This window comes from Mycoplana dimorpha (assembly GCF_003046475.1).
GTDB classification, from domain to species: domain Bacteria; phylum Pseudomonadota; class Alphaproteobacteria; order Rhizobiales; family Rhizobiaceae; genus Mycoplana; species Mycoplana dimorpha.
The window spans coordinates 176,539-197,599 of record NZ_PZZZ01000003.1 but is presented as its reverse complement, the minus strand read 5'-3'; the positions used below and the strand labels follow the sequence as shown (position 1 = coordinate 197,599).

At 66.9% G+C, this 21,061-nt stretch carries 18 protein-coding genes; 8 read left to right on the top strand and 10 right to left on the bottom strand.

Annotated features, from left to right (window positions below; all coding sequences use genetic code 11):
* The first annotated feature begins 43 nt into the window (after window positions 1–43).
* Complete coding sequence (gene cobM, locus C7449_RS07855) at window positions 44–805, top strand: precorrin-4 C(11)-methyltransferase (RefSeq protein ID WP_108002239.1); 762 nt, start codon at window positions 44–46, stop codon at window positions 803–805.
* A gap of 27 nt (window positions 806–832) precedes the next feature.
* Here cobM and C7449_RS07850 read toward each other — a convergent pair whose 3' ends face one another.
* Window positions 833–1,711: a LysR substrate-binding domain-containing protein gene (locus C7449_RS07850; RefSeq protein ID WP_108002661.1), complete on the bottom strand. Its 879-nt coding sequence runs from the start codon at window positions 1,709–1,711 to the stop codon at window positions 833–835.
* A gap of 94 nt (window positions 1,712–1,805) precedes the next feature.
* Here C7449_RS07850 and C7449_RS07845 point away from each other — a divergent pair, with 94 nt between their 5' ends.
* Window positions 1,806–2,819, top strand: coding sequence for a YeiH family protein (locus tag C7449_RS07845; RefSeq protein WP_374828294.1), 1,014 nt, complete (start codon window positions 1,806–1,808; stop codon window positions 2,817–2,819).
* Between the two features lie 6 nt (window positions 2,820–2,825).
* On the opposite strand, the gene metH is transcribed toward C7449_RS07845, so the two are convergent.
* Complete coding sequence (gene metH, locus C7449_RS07840; protein WP_108002237.1) at window positions 2,826–6,617, bottom strand: methionine synthase; 3,792 nt, start codon at window positions 6,615–6,617, stop codon at window positions 2,826–2,828.
* Window positions 6,618–6,786: 169 nt separating this feature from the next.
* On the opposite strand from metH, the gene C7449_RS07835 reads away from it, so the two are divergent.
* Window positions 6,787–7,854 (top strand): polysaccharide pyruvyl transferase family protein, encoded by a 1,068-nt coding sequence (locus tag C7449_RS07835; RefSeq protein WP_170115827.1) that lies wholly within the window; start codon window positions 6,787–6,789, stop codon window positions 7,852–7,854.
* A complete protein-coding gene (locus tag C7449_RS07830) occupies window positions 7,850–9,280 on the top strand; it encodes a Coenzyme F420 hydrogenase/dehydrogenase, beta subunit C-terminal domain (RefSeq protein WP_407070385.1) in 1,431 nt (476 codons plus the stop codon). Before C7449_RS07835 ends, C7449_RS07830 begins: the two co-directional genes overlap by 5 nt.
* Here the strand turns inward: C7449_RS07830 and C7449_RS07825 are convergent.
* Genes C7449_RS07825 through C7449_RS07810 form a run of 4 tightly spaced genes read right to left on the bottom strand, consistent with a single transcriptional unit; the run spans window position 9,208 to window position 12,675 of the window.
* On the bottom strand, window positions 9,208–10,197 hold the full coding sequence (locus C7449_RS07825) for a glycoside hydrolase 5 family protein (protein ID WP_245414322.1): 990 nt from the start codon (window positions 10,195–10,197) through the stop codon (window positions 9,208–9,210). The genes C7449_RS07830 and C7449_RS07825 overlap by 73 nt on opposite strands.
* Complete coding sequence (locus C7449_RS07820) at window positions 10,194–10,952, bottom strand: TIGR04290 family methyltransferase (RefSeq protein WP_108002235.1); 759 nt, start codon at window positions 10,950–10,952, stop codon at window positions 10,194–10,196. The genes C7449_RS07825 and C7449_RS07820 overlap by 4 nt, the downstream gene beginning before the upstream one ends.
* 23 nt (window positions 10,953–10,975) lie before the next feature.
* On the bottom strand, window positions 10,976–11,575 hold the full coding sequence (locus C7449_RS07815; RefSeq protein WP_108002234.1) for a histidine phosphatase family protein: 600 nt from the start codon (window positions 11,573–11,575) through the stop codon (window positions 10,976–10,978).
* Complete coding sequence (locus C7449_RS07810; RefSeq protein ID WP_108002233.1) at window positions 11,572–12,675, bottom strand: inositol-3-phosphate synthase; 1,104 nt, start codon at window positions 12,673–12,675, stop codon at window positions 11,572–11,574. The genes C7449_RS07815 and C7449_RS07810 overlap by 4 nt, the downstream gene beginning before the upstream one ends.
* A 149-nt stretch (window positions 12,676–12,824) precedes the next feature.
* On the opposite strand from C7449_RS07810, the gene C7449_RS07805 reads away from it, so the two are divergent.
* Entirely contained in the window at window positions 12,825–14,570 is a 1,746-nt protein-coding gene (locus C7449_RS07805; RefSeq protein WP_108002232.1) for a hypothetical protein, read from the top strand.
* Window positions 14,571–14,598: 28 nt separating this feature from the next.
* Here C7449_RS07805 and C7449_RS07800 read toward each other — a convergent pair whose 3' ends face one another.
* The 4 genes from C7449_RS07800 to C7449_RS07785 all read right to left on the bottom strand — a co-directional run bounded on the left by C7449_RS07800 (window position 14,599) and on the right by C7449_RS07785 (window position 17,514).
* A complete protein-coding gene (locus C7449_RS07800) occupies window positions 14,599–14,784 on the bottom strand; it encodes a hypothetical protein (protein ID WP_108002231.1) in 186 nt (61 codons plus the stop codon).
* 68 nt (window positions 14,785–14,852) lie between these two features.
* A complete protein-coding gene (locus C7449_RS07795) occupies window positions 14,853–15,875 on the bottom strand; it encodes a Gfo/Idh/MocA family protein (RefSeq protein ID WP_108002230.1) in 1,023 nt (340 codons plus the stop codon).
* On the bottom strand, window positions 15,872–16,855 hold the full coding sequence (locus C7449_RS07790) for an MDR/zinc-dependent alcohol dehydrogenase-like family protein (protein WP_108002659.1): 984 nt from the start codon (window positions 16,853–16,855) through the stop codon (window positions 15,872–15,874). Before C7449_RS07790 ends, C7449_RS07795 begins: the two co-directional genes overlap by 4 nt.
* A gap of 92 nt (window positions 16,856–16,947) precedes the next feature.
* A complete protein-coding gene (locus C7449_RS07785) occupies window positions 16,948–17,514 on the bottom strand; it encodes a DUF1003 domain-containing protein (protein WP_108002229.1) in 567 nt (188 codons plus the stop codon).
* Window positions 17,515–17,683: 169 nt separating this feature from the next.
* Between C7449_RS07785 and C7449_RS07780 the strand changes: the two genes are divergently transcribed.
* The 3 genes from C7449_RS07780 to C7449_RS07770 are packed head-to-tail and all read left to right on the top strand — an operon-like array spanning window position 17,684 to window position 21,059.
* Window positions 17,684–18,790 (top strand): NAD-dependent epimerase/dehydratase family protein, encoded by a 1,107-nt coding sequence (locus C7449_RS07780; RefSeq protein ID WP_108002228.1) that lies wholly within the window; start codon window positions 17,684–17,686, stop codon window positions 18,788–18,790.
* Window positions 18,787–19,917, top strand: coding sequence for an NAD-dependent epimerase/dehydratase family protein (locus C7449_RS07775; RefSeq protein WP_108002227.1), 1,131 nt, complete (start codon window positions 18,787–18,789; stop codon window positions 19,915–19,917). The genes C7449_RS07780 and C7449_RS07775 overlap by 4 nt, the downstream gene beginning before the upstream one ends.
* Entirely contained in the window at window positions 19,914–21,059 is a 1,146-nt protein-coding gene (locus tag C7449_RS07770; RefSeq protein WP_245414320.1) for a glycosyltransferase family 4 protein, read from the top strand. The genes C7449_RS07775 and C7449_RS07770 overlap by 4 nt, the downstream gene beginning before the upstream one ends.
* Window positions 21,060–21,061 lie beyond the last annotated feature (2 nt).

Below are 21,061 nucleotides of genomic sequence, written 5' to 3'. Positions count from 1 at the left end.
AGGTCCTGCCGGAACCGTGGCGCAGCCGGATAGAGGATAGAGAATGACAGTCCATTTCATCGGTGCCGGCCCGGGCGCCGCCGACCTGATCACCGTGCGCGGCCGCGACCTGATCGAGCGCTGCCCGGTCTGCCTTTATGCCGGCTCGATCGTCTCGCCGGAGCTGTTGCAGTACTGCCCGCCGGGTGCGCGCATCGTCGACACCGCGCCGATGTCGCTGGACGAGATCGAGGCGGAGTACGTGCGGGCGGCGGAGGCCGGCGAGGACGTGGCGCGGCTGCATTCCGGCGACCTTTCGGTCTGGAGCGCCGTCGCCGAGCAGATCCGCCGGCTGGAGAAGCACGGCATCGCCTATACGATGACGCCCGGCGTTCCCTCGTTTGCGGCGGCAGCGGCGGCACTCGGGCGCGAGCTGACGATCCCGGCGGTCGCCCAGAGCCTGGTGCTGACCCGCGTGTCGGGCCGCGCCTCGCCGATGCCGAACCGCGAGAGCCTGCAGGGTTTTGGTGCCACCGGCGCAACGCTCGCCATCCACCTTGCGATCCACGCGCTCGACCAGGTCGTTGCCGAACTGACGCCGCTCTATGGCGAAGACTGCCCGGTGGCGATCGTCGTCAAGGCGTCCTGGCCGGACGAGCGGGTCGTGCGCGGCACGCTCGCCGACATCGCGGCGAAGGTCGCGGAGGAGCCGATCGAGCGCACGGCGCTGATCCTCGTCGGCCGCAGCCTAGCGGCTGAGGATTTTCGCGAGAGTTCGCTCTACGACCCTGCCTACCAGCGGCGGTTCCGGGGCCGGGGCGAGTGACCCACTGACCTAGGTCAGCCCCAGGGGTCAGCGCGCTTGGGGTTTCACCAGGTCCTCGAAAGCGATCGAGGCCTTGGAGCGATGCCGCTCGCGATGGCGCAGCATCAGAAACTCGCGCTCCGGCAGGGTGAAATCGAGCTTCACAAGCCGGCCGGCGTCGATATCTGCCTGCACGATCAGTTCCGATAACGCCCCCAGGAACGGCCCAGTCCGCACCGCGGCGCGCACCGCCTCGTTGGAGGGCAGGGTGAGTTCCACCGTGAGCTGGCCCGGCTCGGCGTCGAGCGCGGAGGTGAGGACGGAGCGGGTGCCCGATCCCGCCTCGCGCAGGATCCATCGCGCCGCCAGCAGTTCGTCCCGTTCGATGCCGCGGCGTGGTGCCAGCGGATGGTCGGGCCTGGCGACGATGACGAGGCGATCGCGGGCGACCACCTGCTGGGATAGCAGAGCGCTTTCAATCGCCCCCTCCACGAGGCCGATCTCCGCAGCTCCGTCGATAACGGCCGCGGTGACCAGTTCGGTGTTGGCGGCGGTTACGTGCAGCTCCAGTCCGGGATGCTTCGAATGCAGCTGCATCAGCACCGGCGGCAGCCAGTAGCTGGCGATGGTCTGGCTGGCATGGACGGTCAGCGAGCCGCGTCTGAGATCGCCCACTTCGGCCAGGAACAGCTCCGCCTCCCTCGCCCGCCCCACCGTCGCCCTCGCTTCTGCCAGGAAGGCACGTCCGGTTTCGGTCAGCTCGATTCGGCGGCCGGTGCGATGAAACAGGGCGACCGCGTAGCGCTCCTCCAGCGTGCGGATGGCGGAACTGACGGCCGAGGGCGTCAGGTGCAGGGCGAGCGCTGCCTGGGTGAGGTGTTCGCGCTCGGCGACGGCGATGAAGATTCGAAGCTGTTCGAGGGTCATGGGGGATCATTCGGAAAAATCGAACGAAACGTATCTTATTTGCCGATGGATTGCACAATATAATTCCATCAATAAGTGCCGTATGAGCAAAGTCATTCCGCTTCGCACCCATGCCCCCGGTGTCCTTCTGTCGCTGGCGGTTGCCGGCATCGCTCTTCTTGGCGATCTCGCCGAGCGGTATGTCGCCGGCCAGGCCTGGCTCGAGGCGCTGGTGCTGGCGATCCTCATCGGGGCGGCGGTGCGGTTCCTGCTGCGGCGTCCGGCGGCCTTCGAGCCGGGCATCGAATTCAGCGCCAAATATTTCCTGGAGGTCGCCATCGTGCTGCTCGGCGCCGGGGTCAGCGCCGCCGCCCTCGCCTCGATCGGGCCGATCATGCTCGGCGCAATCGCCCTCGTCGTGTTCTGTGTCCTTGCCGCAAGCTACGGCATCGGCCGTCTTCTCGGCCTGCCGAAGCGCATGGCCATGCTGGTCGCCTGCGGCAACTCGATCTGCGGTAATTCGGCGATCGCCGCAACGGCGCCCGTCATCGATGCGCGCCCCGAAGACGTCGCCTCGTCGATCGCGTTCACGGCGGTGCTTGGTGTTGTCACCGTCCTGCTCCTGCCGCTACTGGTGCCGGCCCTGCAGCTTTCCGGTACCGACTACGGGATCCTGGCGGGGATGACCGTCTATGCCGTCCCGCAGGTCCTTGCCGCCACCGCGCCGGTCTCGGCCGCAAGCGTGCAGGTGGGCATGCTGGTCAAACTGGTGCGGGTCATGATGCTCGGCCCCGTGGTGGTCGCCCTGTCGCTGCTCAGCGCCGGTCGTCTCGCCAACGAAAGGCGGCGACCGCCGCTTGGCCGGCTGGTTCCGTGGTTCATCGTCGGTTTCCTGCTGATGCTCGCGGCGCGCTCCTTCGGGGTGATCGGGGAGCCGGCGGCGCTTATCCTGAGCAAGCTGTCCGGCGGGCTGACGGTTCTCGCCATGGCGGCGCTCGGGCTCGGCGTCGACGTGCGCAAGGTGATGGAGGCGGGCACCAGAGTGAGTGCCACCGTCATCCTGTCGCTTCTGGTGCTGCTTGCGGCAAGCTACGCAATGATCCTGCTGCTGCAGATCACTGCGGCTTGATGGCAACTATTCGGCAGCTTGCACCACCGGCCCCGGCACATAGTTGAGGACCGGCCCCAGCCAGCGTTCGATCTCTGCAACCGCCATCCCCTTGCGCGCCGCGTAGTCCTCGACCTGGTCGCGCTCGACCTTGGCGACGCCGAAATAATAGCTCTCGGGCGAGGCGATGTAGAGGCCGGAGACCGACGAGCCCGGCCACATCGCCATGCTCTCGGTCAGGCTGACGCCGATCTCGTTTTCCGCGTCGAGCAGCCGGAACAGCGTCGTTTTCTCGGTGTGGTCGGGCTGGGCCGGGTATCCGGGAGCCGGGCGGATGCCGGCATAGGGTTCGGCGATCAGTTCCTGCGGCGTATATGCCTCGTCCGCCGCGTAGCCCCAGAGTTCCTTGCGGACATATTCGTGCATGCGCTCGGCAAAAGCCTCGGCGAAGCGGTCGGCCAGCGCCTTCACCAGGATCGACGAGTAGTCGTCGTTGGCGCGCTCGAAGCGTTCGGCGATGGCAATCTCGCCGATGCCGGCGGTGACGACGAAGCCGCCGAGATAGTCGGCAAGGCCGCTTTCCTGCGGGGCGACGAAGTCGGCGAGGGCCAGGTTGGGGCGGTCGCCGCGCTTGGAAAGCTGCTGGCGCAGGGTGAAGAATGTCGCCAGCGACTCGGACCGGCTGTCGTCGGTAAAGAGCCGGATGTCGTCGCCGACCGCGTTTGCCGGCCAGAACCCGACGACGGCCTTCGGCGTGAACCATTTTTCGGCGATGATCTTCTCGAGCATCGCCTGGGCGTCGGCGAAGAGCTGACGGGCGGCCGGGCCCTGCTTCTCGTCGTCGAGGATTTTCGGATAGGTGCCCTTCAGTTCCCAGGTCTGGAAGAACGGCGTCCAGTCGATGTAGCGAGCAAGCTCGGCAAGATCCCAGTCCTGCCAGACACGCGTTCCGAGGAAGGACGGGGTCTCTGGGCGGTAGGCCGGCCAATCGGGCTTGAAGGCGTTGTCGCGGGCCCTTGCCAGCGGCAGGCGCTGCTTTTCGGCTTCGGCACGCAGGTGGGCGTCGGCGACCTTGCGGTATTCGGCCCGCAGCGCCTCGACATAGCCGGGCCTTGCGTCCGCAGACAGCAGGTTGGAGACGACGCCGACGGCGCGGCTTGCGTCGGTGACATAGACCGCCTGCCCCTTTTCGTAGCGGGGATGGACCTTGACGGCCGTGTGGACGCGGCTCGTGGTGGCGCCGCCGATCAGAAGCGGTAGGTCGAAACCCTCGCGCTCCATCTCGCTTGCGACGTGCACCATCTCGTCGAGCGACGGCGTGATCAGCCCGGATAGTCCGATGATGTCGACCTTCTCGGTGCGCGCGGTCTCGAGGATTTTCGCCGCCGGCACCATGACGCCGAGGTCGATGATCTCGTAGTTGTTGCAGGCGAGCACGACGCCGACGATGTTCTTGCCGATGTCGTGCACGTCGCCCTTCACGGTCGCCATCAGGATCTTGCCGGCGCTCTCGCGCTGCTGGCTACCGCCACCGGCGAGCTTCTCCGCCTCCATGTAGGGCAGCAGCACGGCAACTGCCTGCTTCATGACCCGTGCCGACTTGACGACCTGCGGCAGGAACATCTTTCCGGCGCCGAACAGGTCGCCGACGACGTTCATGCCGGCCATCAGCGGCCCCTCGATCACGTGCAAGGGGCGCTCGGCAGCAAGGCGGGCCTCTTCCGTATCCACCTCGACGAATTCAGTGATGCCGTTGACGAGGGCATGCTCCAGCCGCTTCTCGACCGGCCATTCGCGCCAGGCGAGGTCCTTTTCGATCGCCTCCCGGCCGCTCGTGCCCTTGAAGCGCTCGGCTATCTCCAGGAGCCGCTCGGTCGCGGTGCCGCCGGCCTTCGGCGGCCGGTTCAGCACGACGTCCTCGCAGGCCTCGCGCAGTTCCGGGTCGATCGCATCGTAGACGGCGAGCTGGCCGGCATTGACGATGCCCATGTCCATGCCCGCCTGGATCGCGTGGTAGAGGAACACCGCATGCATCGCTTCGCGCACCGGCTCGTTGCCGCGGAAGGAGAAGGAGAGGTTGGAAACGCCGCCGGAGACGTGGACGTGCGGTAGGTCCCGCACGATCCGGCGGGTCGCCTCGATGAAGTCGACGCCATAGTTGTCGTGCTCCTCGAGGCCGGTGGCGACGGCGAAGATGTTCGGATCGAAGATGATGTCTTCCGGCGGGAAGCCGACCTGCTCGGTGAGGAGCTTGTAGGCCCGGGTGCAGATCTCGACCTTGCGCTGCATGGAGTCGGCCTGGCCCTTCTCGTCAAAGGCCATGACGACGACGGCTGCCCCATAGGCACGCACCAGCCGGGCGTGATCCAGGAAGGCCTCCTCGCCCTCCTTCAACGAGATCGAGTTGACCAGCGCCTTGCCCTGAACGCATTTCAGGCCCGCCTCGATCACCTCCCACTTCGACGAATCGATCATGACGGGCACGCGGGCGATATCGGGCTCGGCGGCGATCAGGTTCAGGTACTCCGTCATCGCCCGGGCGGAATCGATCAGGCCCTCATCCATGTTGACGTCGATGATCTGGGCACCGTTCGCCACCTGGTCGCGGGCGACGTCGAGCGCGGCGGCGTAGTCGCCGGCGGTGATCAGCTTGCGGAATTTCGCCGAGCCGGTGACGTTGGTGCGCTCGCCGACGTTGACGAAGGGAATGTCCTTGGTAAGCGTGAAGGGCTCAAGGCCGGACAGGCGCATGTAGCGCGGTATATCCGGGATCGGCCGCGGCGCGTGGCGGGCGGCAGCCGCGGCGATCGCCGCGATATGGGCCGGCGTCGAGCCGCAGCAGCCGCCGACGATGTTGACGAGGCCGTCGCGCATGAAGCCTTCGAGTTGGGCGGCCATCTGCTCCGGCGTCTCGTCGTACTTGCCGAACGCATTCGGCAGGCCGGCATTCGGATAGGCGCAGACGAAGGTGTCGGCGACGGAGGAAAGCTCGTCGAGATGCGCCCGCATGGCGTTGGCGCCGAGCGCGCAGTTCAGCCCGATCGAGAAGGGGGCGGCATGGCGGACCGAGTTCCAGAAGGCCTCCGGCGTCTGCCCGGAGAGCGTGCGGCCGGACAGGTCGGTGATCGTGCCGGAGATCATCACCGGCAGCTCGATGCCTTTTTCGACGAAGACCTGCTTGGTCGCGAAAATCGCCGCCTTGGCATTGAGCGTATCGAAGATCGTCTCGATCAGGATGGTGTCGGCGCCGCCGTCGATCAGGCCGCGCACCTGTTCGGCATAGGCAATGCGCAGGTCGTCGAAAGCGACGGCGCGGTAGCCGGGATTGTTGACGTCCGGGGAGATGGAAGCGGTGCGGTTCGTCGGGCCGAGGGCCCCGGCGACGAAGCGGCGCCTGCCGTCCTTCTCCTGTGCTCGGAGGCCGGCGCGGCGGGCGAGGCGGGCGCCGTCGCGATTGAGTTCGTAAACCTGGTCCCCCATCCCGTAGTCGGCCTGGGCGATGCGGGTCGAGGAGAAGGTATTGGTCTCGAGGATATCGGCGCCGGCCAGTGCGTAGCGATAGTGGATGTCCTCGATCGCGGCCGGCTGGGTGAGCGTCAGCAGGTCGTTGTTGCCCTGCTGGTGGCAGGCGCAGTCACCGAAGCGGTCGCCGCGGAAGTCACTCTCGCCGAGGCCGAGCCCCTGGATTTCGGTGCCCATGGCGCCGTCAAGGACGAGGATGCGCGTGCTTGCGGCAGAACGGAGCGCGTCGGCGATGTCCTTGCCATTGCGAGGTGGAAGTTCGGGACCGAACAGGTCGTCGAGGTCGACCGATGGCATGGCACAGCTCTCCAATACAGATTATCTGGAGCGGCAGATCACATAAAGATATCTTTATGTCAATATATCTTTATGGAATAGCGTGAACTCGCGCTCCCGGAAACGCAAGGAACAAAGCTCGGCGCCTCGGGTTCGAACCGGCAATCCGGGCCAATCGACTGGAGGTTCGATGATCCGAACGGTGGGCGTGCTGACCTTTCATCGCTGCATCAACTACGGCTCCTACTGGCAGGCCCGCTGCCTCGTCGAGGGGCTGCGGGAGCGGGGACTGCAGGCCTACATACTCGACCACAGGTCCGCTCGCATCGATCGAAAGGAGTGGCGCTGCGCCTTGCACCCGCAACGGCCGGCCTTGTCCGGCCACCTCGACGCCGACCGTCATGCCGCCAAGGTCCGCAAGTTCCTGCGGGCGATTTCGGCCCTGCCGCTTAGCGATGCCTTTGGGCTCGAGGGGAACTGCATCCCTCAAGGCCACGACCTGGTACTCGTCGGCAGCGACGAGGTGTGGAACCTTCGCCACCCCTGGTACGGCGGTCAGCCGCTGTTCTACGGCGACGGCCTCTCAACCGGCAGGCTGGCCTCCTACGCCGCGAGCTTCGGCAACCAGAATGCCTCGGACGGGCTCGGCAAAGACTGGTGCCGCCGGCTGCGGCGCTTCGAGCATGTTTCCGTGCGGGACAGCAACTCGAAAAGGATGGTGGACGAGGCGCTGGGCCGGTCGACGACGCTCGTGCTCGATCCATGCCTCCAGTTCGCGCCACATATCAAAAGCGAGGCGGCACTGCCGGCCGATTGGCCTTACCTCGCTCTTTACGGGCACGGATTCACCGGCCAGTTTGGCCGAGCGGTGCGGCTCTGGGCCGACAGGCGCTCGATTCCGGTCGTCAGCATCGGCTATCGCAACGACTGGGCGGACAGCCAGTGGATAGACGCCGGGCCGGACGACTTCGCCGCCTTCATGGCAAACGCAACGGCGATCGCCACCAATTTCTTCCACGGCTGCGTCTTTGCGCTCCTGAACCAGCGACCGTACATCTGCGAGCCATCGAGCTACCGGTCCAACAAGGTCTGCGACCTGGCGCAGGCAATCGGCGCTGACAACCGCGTAATCTCCAAGGAGACGCCAGCCGGCGCGATCGCCGCCCTGCTCGACGCACCGCCGGGGCGGAATGTTGCGCAGCGTATCGCGGATCTGCGCCGCGCCTCGTCGGAGTATCTCGACCGTGTCCTCCATTGATCCGCCGGCGGCTTCGCCGCCCAAACGGTCGGCCACGCGGGCGATCGGCCCGGGAGACATCGTCTCGTCCGGCCTCTGCATCGGGTGCGGCGCCTGCGTCGCGCATGGACCCGCAGGGGCGCAGATGCGACTGGACCGGTACGGCCAGTTCAAGCCGCATGGTCCGAAGGATTGGCGCATGGCCGATCCGGATTTCGAGCGGTTGTGTCCGTTCTCGCCGCTGGCACCGAATGAGGACGAGCTGGCGGGCGAGCGATTTGCCGGCGCCTCGCATATGGACCGGCGGATCGGCCGCTTCGAGGCGGCCTATGTGGGGCATGTCGCCGAGACTGGCTTCCGGATGGATGGCAGTTCCGGCGGGCTGGTCAGCTGGGTCGCCGTCGAGCTGTTGCGCACGGGGATCGTCGACGGGATCGTCCACGCGGCGCCGACCGACGGGGGAGGATCGGCAGACGGGTATTTCAAATACCGGATCTCGCGCTCGGAACGGGAGATCCGCGCCGGTGCGAAGTCGCGCTACCATCCCGTCGAGCTCTCCGGGGTCATCGCCGAAATGCGGGCGCGACCCGGTCGCTATGCGGTCGTCGGCATTCCCTGCATGATCAAGGCGCTTCACCTGGCCGGCCGGGTCGACCCGCTACTGGCACAGCGCGTGACCTTAACGCTCGGGCTCTTCTGCGGCCACATGAAGAGCCTGCGCCTCGTCGAGAGCTTTGCCTGGCAAATGGGCGTGCGGCCGGAAACGGTGCGCGGAGTGGACTACCGGTTGAAGCGCCCCGATCAGCCGGCCAACTGGTATGTCGCTGAGCTGAGCCTTGGCGACGGCGGCAGGCGACGGCGCTACTGGTGGGACATGGCGGACGGCGACTGGGGCGCGGGGTTCTTCCAGAACCAGGCCTGCGATTTCTGCGACGACGTCGTCGCCGAGACTGCCGACATCTCCTTCGGCGACGCCTGGGTGGAGCCCTATTCCTCCGACGGCCGGGGGACGAACGTCGTGATCGTACGCACCGGAGAACTGAACGCTCTGCTACGGGCCGGGACCGCCGAGGGCAGGCTCGAGCTTGCCGAGGTGGACGCCGATTTCGTGGCACGCACGCAGGCGGCAGGCCTGCGCCATCGCCGCGAGGGCTTGGCCTACCGTCTGCAGCGCTTTCGCGGCCCGGTCCTGCCGAGGAAGAGGGTCGAGCCGGGCGACAAAGGGCTCTCCGCCCGCCGGAAGCTGATCTATGCAATGCGGCGGCAGATCGGCCGATGGAGCCACCGGGTATTCCGGCTGGCGCGGCTCACGCGGTGGCCGGGCCTCTATCTCGGCTGGGCGAGAGCGGCCCTCTCCCTCTATCACGGGCTGGCCTATGGGCGCGGCTGGCTGGGATCGCTGCTCGACCGGCTGGGCTGGAGCGGCATGGAAGGGCGCGACCCGTAACCATCGGCTGCGGCAGGACAGCGGCGGGAGCCCGGCGCATAGCGCTCGGTCATCCGCGCGCAGAACTCGGCAAATTCTTCCGGATGGATCGGGGCGCTTGTGTGGTGCGGCGCGAGCCCCCGATGCTCGGGCGTGAAGCAGAAGGTGACGGTGACGTCGAAATCCTCCAGCGCCGCCATCTGGCGATCGAACCAGTCGAGCGCGCCCGGCCGGAAACTGTCGGCCCAGGAGAGCCCGGTCCTCAGATGGGTGACGCCGAGCTGTTTCATCCAGGCCACGGCGTCGTCAAGCCGCGGGTCCTCGAAATGGAACCACTGCACCAGGCCGATTTCCGGCGTGTGGCGGATGAATTCCTGAAGCGCCGGCTTCGGCGAGCCGTCCTCGCGCAGGAGCCCCATGTAGAAATGCCGGTAGTAGGAGGAACCCTCCGCCTCGCGGTGGCGCGTCGTCGCTTCCCAGGCGCGCGGCAGGTCGTAGAGGCTGTACCACTGTATGCGTTCGGCCTTTCCCTTCAGGAGAGCGACGGTTCGCTCGAGCCCCCAGCGCTGCACCTCCTCGGCGCCGAAGCTCGAGACGCCGACCTCGCTGACCCAGATCGGCAGGCTGGTGACGCTCCTGATCTCCTGGATCCTCTGAGGCCACTCGCCGATCTGCCAGAGGTTCCAGTCGAGCGGAAAACCATGCACTGCGACCGCATCGACGTGATCCAGCACGCCGTAGTCCTTCATGCGGCCGATGAAACCGGGATCGATCGGCGAAATGCCGCCGAGCACCCGCGTCAGCCCTGGATCGGCGGCGGCGATCGCATCGCCCGCCAGGATCGCCATCTGCGCAAAGAGCCTCCAGTCCGGGTCGATCTCCGGGTCCCAGTGCGACTTGTTGTTCGGCTCGTTCCAGATCATGGCTGCTTCCATCATGAGCGGCTCCCCTTGGCTGGATAGACCGGTCTGCCGTGCTCCGGCCGTTCGGCCGTGCGGCAGATGTAGACCTCGCTTTCCGGATGCTGGGTGATTTCGAAGCCGGAGCTGCGCAGCATCGCCTCGACGCAGGCCGCATTCGGGATCCACCAGTTCGTCGGGTCGTCCGCATAGCGATGCTCGATGAAGTGCAGGCGCGGGAAATCCGGCCGCTCGAAGGGATCGCTCCGCCAGAAAGAATAATTCTGCTCGACGTTGGCGATCTCGGCGGCGCCGCGCTGCATCGACTGGAAGACGAGCAGGTCGCCGGCCGCATGTTCGCGGATCAGGTCGAGGGCAAGGAGCGGGTGGCGCAGATGATAGAGCACCCCCATGAACAGGACGATGTCGAAGCGCTCGCCGAGCGCCGCGATGTCGTAGACGGAGAGCCTGCGGAACTCGATGTCGGCCCCCGTCATCTCCGCCGCGAAGCGGGCCTGCGCGAGGTAGACGTCGTCGAAGTCGATGCCGACGACCCGGTCGGCGCCTCGCCGCTTCATCTCGATCGAATAGAAGCCGGCATTGCAGCCGATGTCGAGCACCGTCCGGCCGGTGAGGTCCAGGGGCAGCGCTTCGGCGAACTTGCGCCACTTGACGCGCGGATAGTCGCCGAGGAAATGGTCGGGGGCGGTCGCCACCCCACCAAGCTCGATGTTGTGGAACCACGGCCCGAGCTCTTCGATCCGACGGCGCACTTCGCTGGTGGTCATGGTCATGCGGCACGCTCCCCTGCCTGGTGTCACGGGATGATTTCGTTCAGCGTCAAGACCTTGGCACCCCATTCGCCGAGCACCACGGTGGTGACGGAAGCGGGCGCCACGTCGAAACGGGGCCAGGCGTCGGCCGGCAGGCCGAGCACATGGCTGACGACCGACTTGATGACGTCGGCATGGCTGACGAGGACCAGTCGTCGGTCGCCGGGATCGGCGGCAAGGGTTTCGATGAACGCGAACGCCCTTTGCTGGACGTTCAGCATCGTCTCGCCACCGGGCGTTCGGGCCAGGCTGCGCAGGCTGTTCCAGCGCCGCCAGCCTGGATCGCCGTTGAGGATGTCAAAGGTCTTTCCCGACCAGTGCCCGAAATCGACCTCGTCGAGCTCGTCCGCGGTGCGCACCGGACCGCCGCCATTGGCGGCGGCAATCGCTGCGGCCGTCTGCTGGGCGCGCTGGCGCGGGCTGGCATAGATCGTGGAGAAATCCTCGCGAGCCATGCGGGTGCCGAGCCGGCGCGCCTGCGCTCGGCCCGGTTCGCTCAGCGCCACGCCATCGGCGCGGCCGGCAAGGAAGCGACCGACGTCGTCGTGGGCGGCGTGGCGGACGAGGAAGAAGGTCGTGGTCACTCCGCCGCCCCCAGAAGCGCGCCGTCCTTATCGGCGATGAACTCCTCGACCAGGCGCCGGGCCTCGGCGTCGGTGAACTGCCGGGGCGGTGATTTCATGAAATAGCTTGCCGGCCCGACCAGCGGCCCACCGACGCCCCGGTCCAGCGCCAGCGCTGCGCAGCGGATCGCGTCGATGACGACGCCGGCGGAATTGGGCGAGTCCCAGACTTCCAGCTTCAGCTCGACGTTGAGCGGCACTCCGCCGAAGGTCGTGCCCTCAACGCGGATATAGGCGAACTTGCGGTCGGCGAGCCATGGCACGTGGTCGCTCGGGCCGACATGGATGTCGCCGGGTTGCAGGGGCACGTCGAGTTGGCTCAGCACCGATTGCGTCTTCGAAACCTTCTTTGACTCGAGGCGCTCCCGCTCCAGCATGTTGAGGAAATCGGTGTTGCCGCCGAAGTTCAGCTGGTAGGTGCGGTCGATGCGGACCCCGCGCTCGCGGAAGAGATTGGCAAGCATCCGGTGGACGATGGTCGCGCCGACCTGGCTCTTGATGTCGTCGCCGATCAGCGGCAGGCCTTTTTCCGCAAAGCGCCGCTGCCAGTCCCGGCTCGAGGCGATGAAGACCGGAATGCAGTTGATGAAGCCGCAGCCGGCGGCGAGCGCCTGTTCCGCATACCAGCGGGTCGCCTCTTCGGAGCCGACCGGCAGGTAGGAGACGACGATGTCGGTCTCGGTGCGCCGCAGGACGTCCGCGACGTCGACGGCGGGTTCGCCGGATTCCTCTACTTCGTCGCGCAGGTAGCGGCCGATGCCGTCGAGGGTCGGCCCGCGCATGACGCGAACGCCGGTCGGCTCGACCGCGGCGAAGCGGTGGGTGTTGTTGGGCGGCGCGTAGATGGCCTCGGCGACGTCGCGCCCGACCTTGGCAGCGGCGACGTCGAAGGCGGAGACAACCTCGATGTCGCCGATCCGATAGCCGCCGAGATCGACGTGCATCAGGCCCGGTACCGGCTCGTTGTCGGTGGCGTCACGATAATAGGTCAGTCCCTGGACGAGGGAAGAGGCGCAGTTGCCGACCCCCACGATCCCGATGCGAATGCTCCTCGAACGCATTTTTCGTCGCTCCCCGGCATCTACAATCCTCACCGAACCGGTTCGACCCTGAATGGTTCCCTGCAAATATTTCACGTCGGCGGCGCAGGAGACGAGGACCATTTCTGCCGGTCGGATGTTCGGACACATTCGACGGAGGGAGTGCGGCAATGCTGGTTTACGGTGATGCGGAGCGGATCGAGACGGGGTCTTCCCTGGTCGCCGGGATCGAAGCGGCCCGTTCCGTGTGTATGCGCCTGCCGGCCGGGCTGGACCGCCACGCCGCACTCGTCAACGTCTTCCTCCGCGTCGGCCAGCTCGCACAAGGGATCGCCGATGCCGAGTTCGAGAGCAATGGCGCAGATGAGGACACGGACACGCATAGGGCGTGCGCGCGGTTGCTGACGGAACTGGCATGCACCGTGCTTGCATCGTGGAACAGCGGCTTTGCCAACGTGCTGACGTGGCCGAGCGATTGGCCGGAAACACTCGCGGCGCTGGCGACGGACGCTCGGCTTCGGATCAGGGAGCCGGAAGGGCATGCCTTTTACGCGCTCTATCCGGAGGCCTACGGCGAGGCCGCCATGCGGTCTGGACTTGCCGCGGACACCGTCGTGATCGGCATCCGCAGCATCGGCACCGGATTGGCCGCCATCGTCGCGGCTGCGCTGGGGGCCGCGCCGCCGGTCACCGTCCGACCGGTCGGGCATCCCTTTCAGCGCGAACTACGCGTCGGGCCGCGACTGGCGGCGCGGCTGCTGGCGAAGCCGGAGGCGTGTTTCGCAGTCGTCGACGAAGGGCCGGGGCTTTCCGGGAGCTCGTTTGCGAGCGTGGCCGACTGGCTGACCGGTCACGGCGTCAGCAGGAGCCGCATCCACTTCTTTCCCAGCCATGCAGGGGGGTGCGGGGAGAGGGCGAGCCGGAAGACCCGCGACAACTGGAACAGGACCGCGCAGCATGTCGTCGGCTTCGACGACATGCTGACAAGCGCGGCCGATCCACGCCACCATCTCGGGACATGGATCGCACGCTGCACCGGACCGCTCGTCCGACCCTTGCGGGACATCGGCGGCGGCAGGTGGCGGGAGCTTCGCCATGCCGGTGCTGACCAGCAGCCGCCCATCGATGGCCTGCACGAGCGGCGGAAATATCTGGCGCAGACGCGCTCGGGGACATGGTGCGCGCGGTTCGCCGGCATCGGCGAGCCCGGGGTGCGCAAGCTGCGCACGGCGCGCGTCCTTGCCGAAGCCGGGTTCTGTCCGGCCGTGGCCGGGCTCTGCCATGGCTTCCTCATCGAACGCTGGATCGACGGCCAGCCGGTCGATGCCGGCCACCTCGAGCGGACGCAGCTGGTGGAGCGGATCGGACGCTATCTCGGCTTCCGGGCGGCCAATTTGCGGGCGCCGGCCATTGGCGCCGACCCGGACCGGCTGTTCGCCATGGCGCTCGCCAACACCGGCGAGCAGCTAGGCCAGGAGAGGGCGTCGGCCCTGAAGAGCCTACTTGGCTTTGCCGAGCGGCTGGAGGGGCGGCTTATCCCCGTCGATACCGACAACCGCCTGCACCGATGGGAATGGCTGTTGACAGCGGACGGTCGACTGATCAAGACTGACGCGCTCGACCACAGCACCGGCCATGATCTCATCGGACCGCAGGACATCGGCTGGGACATTGCCGGAGCCACCGTCGAGTTCGACCTTTCCGCGGACGAGCGCAGCGAGATCACCGGCATTGTCTCGCATCAAACGGGCCGAACGGTGTGCGCCGAACTGCTCGACATGCTGGTGCCCTGCTACCTCGCCTTCCAGATCGGGCTTTGGCGGCGGGCCAGCGAGAACGGCGATGTCGCCGACCGTGGCCGAGCGCATGCGATGGTCCGGAGCTATGCCGAACGGCTGTCACGCCTGCTCGACTGAGCGCGCTTCCGCCAACCTGCAGGCGAGCCTACTCGTAGTCCCGGAGGATGCAGGCGTGGGTTTCGAGGACGCGGACTACTTCCTTCGTCGGCATGTGGGTGACGCACAGATGAATGGCGCATTCAAGGAACGTCATCGAGGTCCGGCGCAGGTAGTCCGCCTGTTCCTGCTGGGCAATCGCGTCCAGGTTTTGCTTCCTTGCCGAACGGGCCATCGTCGCATCTCCGGGTCTTCGTACATGGATAACCGCGCCCGGCGCGATTTGTTCGGCTGCCGCTTGAATCATTGTCCGTAGATGGCGTCGATGACCCGGGCCACCGCTTCCAACTCGAGGCACCGCTCGTCAAAGCGGGCGCCGTCGGCGACCCGGTGCACCCAGTCCGCCGCCGCCCTGCCGCCCCAGTCGTCGGGCGGAGAGGTGAGGGGGACAGAGTTCGTCCCGTCGAAACGCTCGGCCGCAAAGTCGTAGAAGGAGCCGTCGACATTGTGGAACCGGCCGCCGCCTTCGGAGCCGTAGACGGTTGCGCCAATGGCCGCGTTGCGGCCGGCGTGGAGGCGCCAGGAGCAGGCAATGCGCGCGACGGCGCCGCTTTCGAGCCCGAGCGTCGCCACCGCGAAGTCCTCGATCTCGTCAGAACCGGGCGGTAACGGCCGGGAATGATGGAAGAGATGACTGTCGACGGAGACTACCTGCGGAAAGTCGAGCAACCAAAGGGCAAGGTCGACCAGGTGAACGCCGAGGTCGATCACACACCCGCCGCCGGAACGAGCCTTGTCATAGAACCAGTCCTTGTCGGGGCCGTAGGCGTTGTGGAACGTCAGGTCGATGGCGAAAATCCGGCCGAGGCTGCCGTCGGACGCCAGCTTCCGCAGCGCCTGCATGCCGACGGTATGCCGGTAGCAGAAATCGACGGCCAGCAGCCGGTCGGATCGCCGGGCGGCTTCGATCACCGGGCGGGTTTCCTCACGCGATCGCGCCAGCGGCTTTTGGCAGAACACCGCATGGCCGGTGTCGAGCGCAGCGATCGCCTGCTCGGCGTGCAACGCGCTCGGCGTGGCGATCACGATGCCGTCCAACCCGTGTTCCAGCATGGATCCATAGGTAGGGACGACGGTCGCAAGGGGTGCGATCGCCAGCGCTTCTTCAAGCATCGCAGGGGCGGGATCGCAAAGCGCCACCGCCTCCGCCAGGCCGGTCTCCAGCATCGCCTTCATCCGGTGGCGGCCGATCCAGCCGACGCCGGCAAAGCCGAGCCGCAAGGGGCGAGGTCGGGCGGGGCCGACGCTGGCTGGCGGTTCGCTCATGTGCAGTCCACCAGTGCTTTGACGAAGCCCTCGGGACGATCGCGCGTCATGTCGAGCGCCGTGTCCAGCTCATCGAGCGGGAAGGTATGGGTGTAGAGGGAAAGGGGCGACAGGCGGCCGGAAACCACCGCCTGGACCGCTTCGCGCATGCCGCGCACGTAGACGGCCGGATCGCGCTCATGGGCGTTGATCACGTCGAGGCCGCGCCAGTTCCAGAGCTGCATGTTGACCTGCCGGGGACCATCCTGATGGTAGCCGGCCACGACCAGCCGGCCGCGCTCCTTCGTCAGTTCACCGGCAAGGTCGAGCGGCCACTGCTTGCCGACCGCCTCGATGACGCAATCGCAGAAGCGACCCTCCGTGCGGTCGCGGACCTCACCGATGATGCGGGCATGGTCGCTCATGGGGATACAAGTCCGCGCCCCCATTGTTTCGGCGAGCGCCAGCGCCGAGGAGCGGCGCGATATCGCGATGACCCTTGCGCCGGCAGCAGACGCAAGCTGCGTCAGAAGCGCTCCGAGAAAGCCTATGCCCACAATCGCGACCGTCTCGCCGGCGACGATCCCGCTCCGGCGCAGGATATTCATGGCGCAACCGAGCGGCTCGCCTGGAAACGGCATGCCGTCGAGCTCCGCCGGCAGCGGCACGATCGCCGACCGATCGGCCAGATCGTGAGTGGCATAGGCATGATAGGAGAGTGCGGCGACGCGCTCGCCAATGTGGATGTCCCGCACCCCTTCGCCGACCGCGTCGATCCTTCCCCAGCCCTCGTGCCCGAGTCCGCCGGGCTCGGTCGGAAAAATCATCCATTCCGGACCGGCCCAGGGCGTCAGGTTGGAGGCGCAGACGCCGCAGCCTTCCAGCCGGATCCGGACCTGCCGCGGCCCGGGTTCAGGGACCAGCAGCGTCTCGACCTTCATCCTGCCCGGACCGGTGACGATCGCCGCCTTCATCTCTCGCGCCACTGTGGTCACGTTCATGTCGCAGGTCCCTTCGCCGACGCGCCGTCCGAATGCGCTCATAACTCGAAGGTCGCTGCCCGGTTCCCGCGAGGTACAAAGAAGATGCAGCCTCAATCCGACTTGCGCTTGCGCTCGATCTGGTTGAGCACCGCTTCGGGAGAGACGGTCTGCTTTAAGTCGTCCAGTTCCTCCGGATTGACGTCAGTCTCGACGTCGAGCCGCTCGGCGATGGCAGAGACGAGGGCGATCAGGCGCGTGGTCTCGTGCTCGGCGAGCAGGGAGATCTGCAGATTGAGGTCCGCGCGCCGGCTTTCCATCTCCATCATTCGATTCTGGCTGATGAGCACGAAGGTCGTGATGAAGATCGCCTCGACCGAGGCAATCATCGCGAGCATCACGAACGACGGATCGAAGACGGGAATGGGCGGCAGCCAGCCGACATTTGCCAGCACCCAGAGGACCACCGCCGCCAGGTGAATATAGACGAATGGCATGCTGCCCACGAACCGGGTTATCGCGTCGGCGACGCGTGTCTGCAGCGTCATCGCGCTTTCCGCGGCGTCCTGGCGGGAGAGCAGGACGTCGATATTGCGATCCAGCACCCTCGAAATCCGTCCATCGTCCGCCGGAGGATCATCGGACGACGGGGCTTCAGCAATTTTTGGGGGGCGTTCCATACGCGACATCCGCTTTGAGAATTCAACGACTCCGCCAACGCGGCGTACGCCGAACAGTTCCCGCGTCCGGCCGGGACCCGCCACTACAAAGAACCTGCAATGGAACATTCACGGGATGCCGTTGTTCTGGCGCACCCATAACGTTTGTACCTGACACGTAGGACTTGATATGAAGCGGATACTCGTCACCGGAGGTTGCGGCTTCATCGGCCGCCATGTCGTCGAAGAACTCCTCGCCGGCGGACATGAAGTACGAATATTGGACGCCCTCATCGCACAGGTGCACCAGGACGCGGATACAGACGTGCCGGCGGGAGCCGAGATCGTCCGCGCCGACGTGCGCGACGGCAGCGCGGTGCGCCGGGCGCTCGACGGAGTGACCAAGGTGTTGCATCTCGCCGCCGAGGTCGGGGTCGGCCAATCGATGTACGAGATCGCGCGCTATGTCGGCACCAACGACCTCGGCACGGCCGTGCTGCTCGAGGCGATGATCGGTCTCCCGATCGAGCGCGTCGTCGTCGCCTCCTCCATGAGCATCTACGGCGAGGGTCGCTACGTAAACGAAGCGGGGGATCGGCTGGAGGTGGTACGCCGTTCCGCAGGGTCCACGTCTGCCCACGGATGGGATCCCGCCGGACCGGACGGCGGCGCGGTCACGCCGGTTCCCACCGACGAGGCGAAGCCCGCCGATCTCCAGTCGATCTATGCGCTGACGAAATACGCCCAGGAACGCCAGGTGCTGATCTTCGGTCGCGCCTATGGCGTCGACGCCGTGGCGCTGCGGTTGTTCAACGTGTTCGGCGCCGGACAGGCGCTCTCCAATCCCTATACCGGGGTGCTTGCGAACTTCGCCTCGCGCCTCGCCAACCACCAGCCGCCGACCATTTTCGAGGACGGGCGCCAGCGACGTGACTTCGTGCACGTGCGCGACGTCGCCCGCGCCTTCCGGCTGGCGCTCGACGAGCCGCAGGCGGCAGGCGAAGCGATCAACATCGGCAGCGGGCGATCCTATTCCATCGCAGATGTCGCCAGGCTGCTGGCGCGCGAGATGGGCGTGCCACACATCGCCCCGGAGATCACCGGCAAGGTGCGCAGCGGCGACATCCGCAACTGCTTTGCGGACATTTCCAAGGCCAAGCGCCTGCTCGGCTTTGAACCGCAGCACATGCTCGAAGGCTCACTGGAGGACTTCGCCCGCTGGGTTCGGGAGAGCGGTGCCATCGACCGCGGGCCGGAGATGAGACGGCAGCTGGAAGAACGGGGGCTGGTTTCATGACGGGCACAAACCTCTCACATGAAATGCGCGGCAAGGCAGGGGCGCTGGCCCGGCCCGCTCTCAACGGAGGGGCGGCTCCCGTCCTCGTCGTCGGCGGCAGCGGGTTCATCGGCTCGAACCTGGCCGACAGCTATCTTGCGGACGGCGAAGATGTCATCGTGCTGGACAATCTTAGCCGCGCAGGCGTGGAGAAAAACCTCGACTGGCTGAAGGAACGGCACGGGGCACGCGTTCATCCTGTAATCACCGACATCCGTGACTGGGCGGCGATCACACCGGCCTTCGCCGATGCCCGGGCGATCTTCCACTTCGCCGCACAGACAGCGGTTACGACCAGCCTTTCACAGCCGCGGGAGGATTTCGAGGTCAATGCCCTTGGCACGCTCAACGTGCTCGAGGCGGCGCGGAAGGCGGGGCGGAACGCGCCCGTCATCTTTGCCAGCACCAACAAGGTCTATGGCGCGCTCGGCGACATCGAGATTGCCAAGGCGCGCGACCAGTACCTGCCGACCGACGAGGCGATCCGCCTCCACGGCATCGGCGAGGACCGGCCGCTCGACTTCTGCACCCCGTATGGCTGCTCCAAGGGCGCGGCGGACCAGTATGTGCTCGACTATGCGACGAGCTTCGGACTGCCGACGGCGGTGCTTCGCATGAGCTGCATCTACGGCCCGCGCCAGTTCGGCACTGAGGACCAGGGCTGGGTCGCCCACTTCCTGATGCGGGCGATCGCCGGGGGAACCATCACGCTCTACGGCGACGGCCGGCAGGTACGCGACGTATTGCACGTCGGGGACGCGGTGGCCGCCTACCGGTCAGTACTGGAGTCGATAGAGAGGCTTGCCGGACGTGCCTTCAACCTCGGCGGCGGCCCGGAAAATGCCGTCAGCCTCCTGAGCCTCCTAAGTGAAATCGAGGCCCTGTTGGGACATCCGGTGCCCCGCGAGCACCGGGCGTGGCGGCCGGGTGACCAGCTCTACTACGTTTCCGACACGCGGAGCCTGGGCGACGCCATCGGCTGGCGGCCGCGGATCGGCTGGCGGCCGGGCCTTTCGGACCTTTGCGATTGGATTCGCGACAATTGTCCTGACCGCGCGGAGATGCAGCATAGGAGGGGCGTGGCATGAACGCTCCACCCGGCATCAAACGGCAGCCGACCGGGTGCCGCGACGGCGCCCGCGGCTGTCGCGTGCTGATGAGCGTCGACGCGGTCGGCGGCGTCTGGCGCTACGCGATGGACCTCGCCGGCGCACTGCACCGGGAAGGATGCACGGTGGTGTTCGCCGGCTTCGGGCCGCAGCCCTCCGTTGCCCAGTCGAAAGAAGCGTCGGCGATCGGCACGCTGGTCTGGCTCGACGCCGATCTCGACTGGACCGGCGACGGAGAAGAGGGACTCGATCGCATCCCGGCGCTGATCGAAGCGCTCGTCCAACGCCATGCCATCGACCTCGTGCACCTGAATGCGCCCTCGCAGGCGGCCGGACTCGATGTGCGGGTGCCGGTGATCGCCGTGTCGCATTCCTGCGTCGTCACCTGGTTCGAGGCTGTCCACGGCAGCCCCGTCCCGGAGCGCTGGGCGTGGCACGAGCGTCGCAACCGGCGCGGCTTCGAAAGGGCGGACGTCGTGCTTGCGCCGAGCCGCAGCCATGCCGAAGCGCTTCGGCGCTGCTATGGCCCGGTGGCGCGGCTGGAGGTGATCCACAACGCCAGCTGTTTGCCGGTCGCACGGCATCCGAAGCAAGGTTTCGCTTTGGCCGCCGCCAGGTGGTGGGACGAGGGCAAGAATGGCGCGGCGCTCGACCGGGCGGCCGCGCAGTGCCGCACCCCCGTGCTGATGGCGGGGGCGCTCACAGGCCCGGAGGGCAGTCAGCTTGCAGTCACCCATGCGCGCGCGCCCGGCGAACTTCCGCACGCCGAAGTCGCCGCGTTGATGGAAACCGCCGCGATCTTCGTTTCGCCGTCGCTCTACGAGCCGTTCGGACTTGCTGCCCTGGAAGCGGCACGCAAGGGCGCGGCGCTGGTGCTCGCCGACATCGCGACCTACCGGGAACTGTGGGATGGGGCCGCCCTGTTCGCCGACCCGCATGATCCGGCCGCGATCGCCGCGGCGATCGACCGGCTGGCAGACGATCCGCTGCTCAGGAGCCGACTCGCGCGGCAGGCCGGCGAACGGGCGCAGCAGTTCTCGCTCGAGCATCAGTGCCGGCAGGCGCTCGACGTCTATGCCCGTGCGCTGGAGCGCATGCAAAGGATGGAGGCGGCGGAGTAGGC

Coding starts and splice junctions, on each gene's coding strand:
- cobM (WP_108002239.1), top strand. CDS start 44: ATGACAGTCCATTTCATCGGTGCCGGCCCGGGCGCCGCCGACCTGATC.
- C7449_RS07850 (WP_108002661.1), bottom strand. CDS start 1,711: ATGACCCTCGAACAGCTTCGAATCTTCATCGCCGTCGCCGAGCGCGAA.
- metH (WP_108002237.1), bottom strand. CDS start 6,617: ATGCCATCGGTCGACCTCGACGACCTGTTCGGTCCCGAACTTCCACCT.
- C7449_RS07835 (WP_170115827.1), top strand. CDS start 6,787: ATGATCCGAACGGTGGGCGTGCTGACCTTTCATCGCTGCATCAACTAC.
- C7449_RS07825 (WP_245414322.1), bottom strand. CDS start 10,197: ATGATGGAAGCAGCCATGATCTGGAACGAGCCGAACAACAAGTCGCAC.
- C7449_RS07820 (WP_108002235.1), bottom strand. CDS start 10,952: ATGACCATGACCACCAGCGAAGTGCGCCGTCGGATCGAAGAGCTCGGG.
- C7449_RS07810 (WP_108002233.1), bottom strand. CDS start 12,675: ATGCGTTCGAGGAGCATTCGCATCGGGATCGTGGGGGTCGGCAACTGC.
- C7449_RS07805 (WP_108002232.1), top strand. CDS start 12,825: ATGCTGGTTTACGGTGATGCGGAGCGGATCGAGACGGGGTCTTCCCTG.
- C7449_RS07800 (WP_108002231.1), bottom strand. CDS start 14,784: ATGGCCCGTTCGGCAAGGAAGCAAAACCTGGACGCGATTGCCCAGCAG.
- C7449_RS07795 (WP_108002230.1), bottom strand. CDS start 15,875: ATGAGCGAACCGCCAGCCAGCGTCGGCCCCGCCCGACCTCGCCCCTTG.
- C7449_RS07790 (WP_108002659.1), bottom strand. CDS start 16,855: ATGAACGTGACCACAGTGGCGCGAGAGATGAAGGCGGCGATCGTCACC.
- C7449_RS07785 (WP_108002229.1), bottom strand. CDS start 17,514: ATGGAACGCCCCCCAAAAATTGCTGAAGCCCCGTCGTCCGATGATCCT.
- C7449_RS07780 (WP_108002228.1), top strand. CDS start 17,684: ATGAAGCGGATACTCGTCACCGGAGGTTGCGGCTTCATCGGCCGCCAT.
- C7449_RS07775 (WP_108002227.1), top strand. CDS start 18,787: ATGACGGGCACAAACCTCTCACATGAAATGCGCGGCAAGGCAGGGGCG.
- C7449_RS07770 (WP_245414320.1), top strand. CDS start 19,914: ATGAACGCTCCACCCGGCATCAAACGGCAGCCGACCGGGTGCCGCGAC.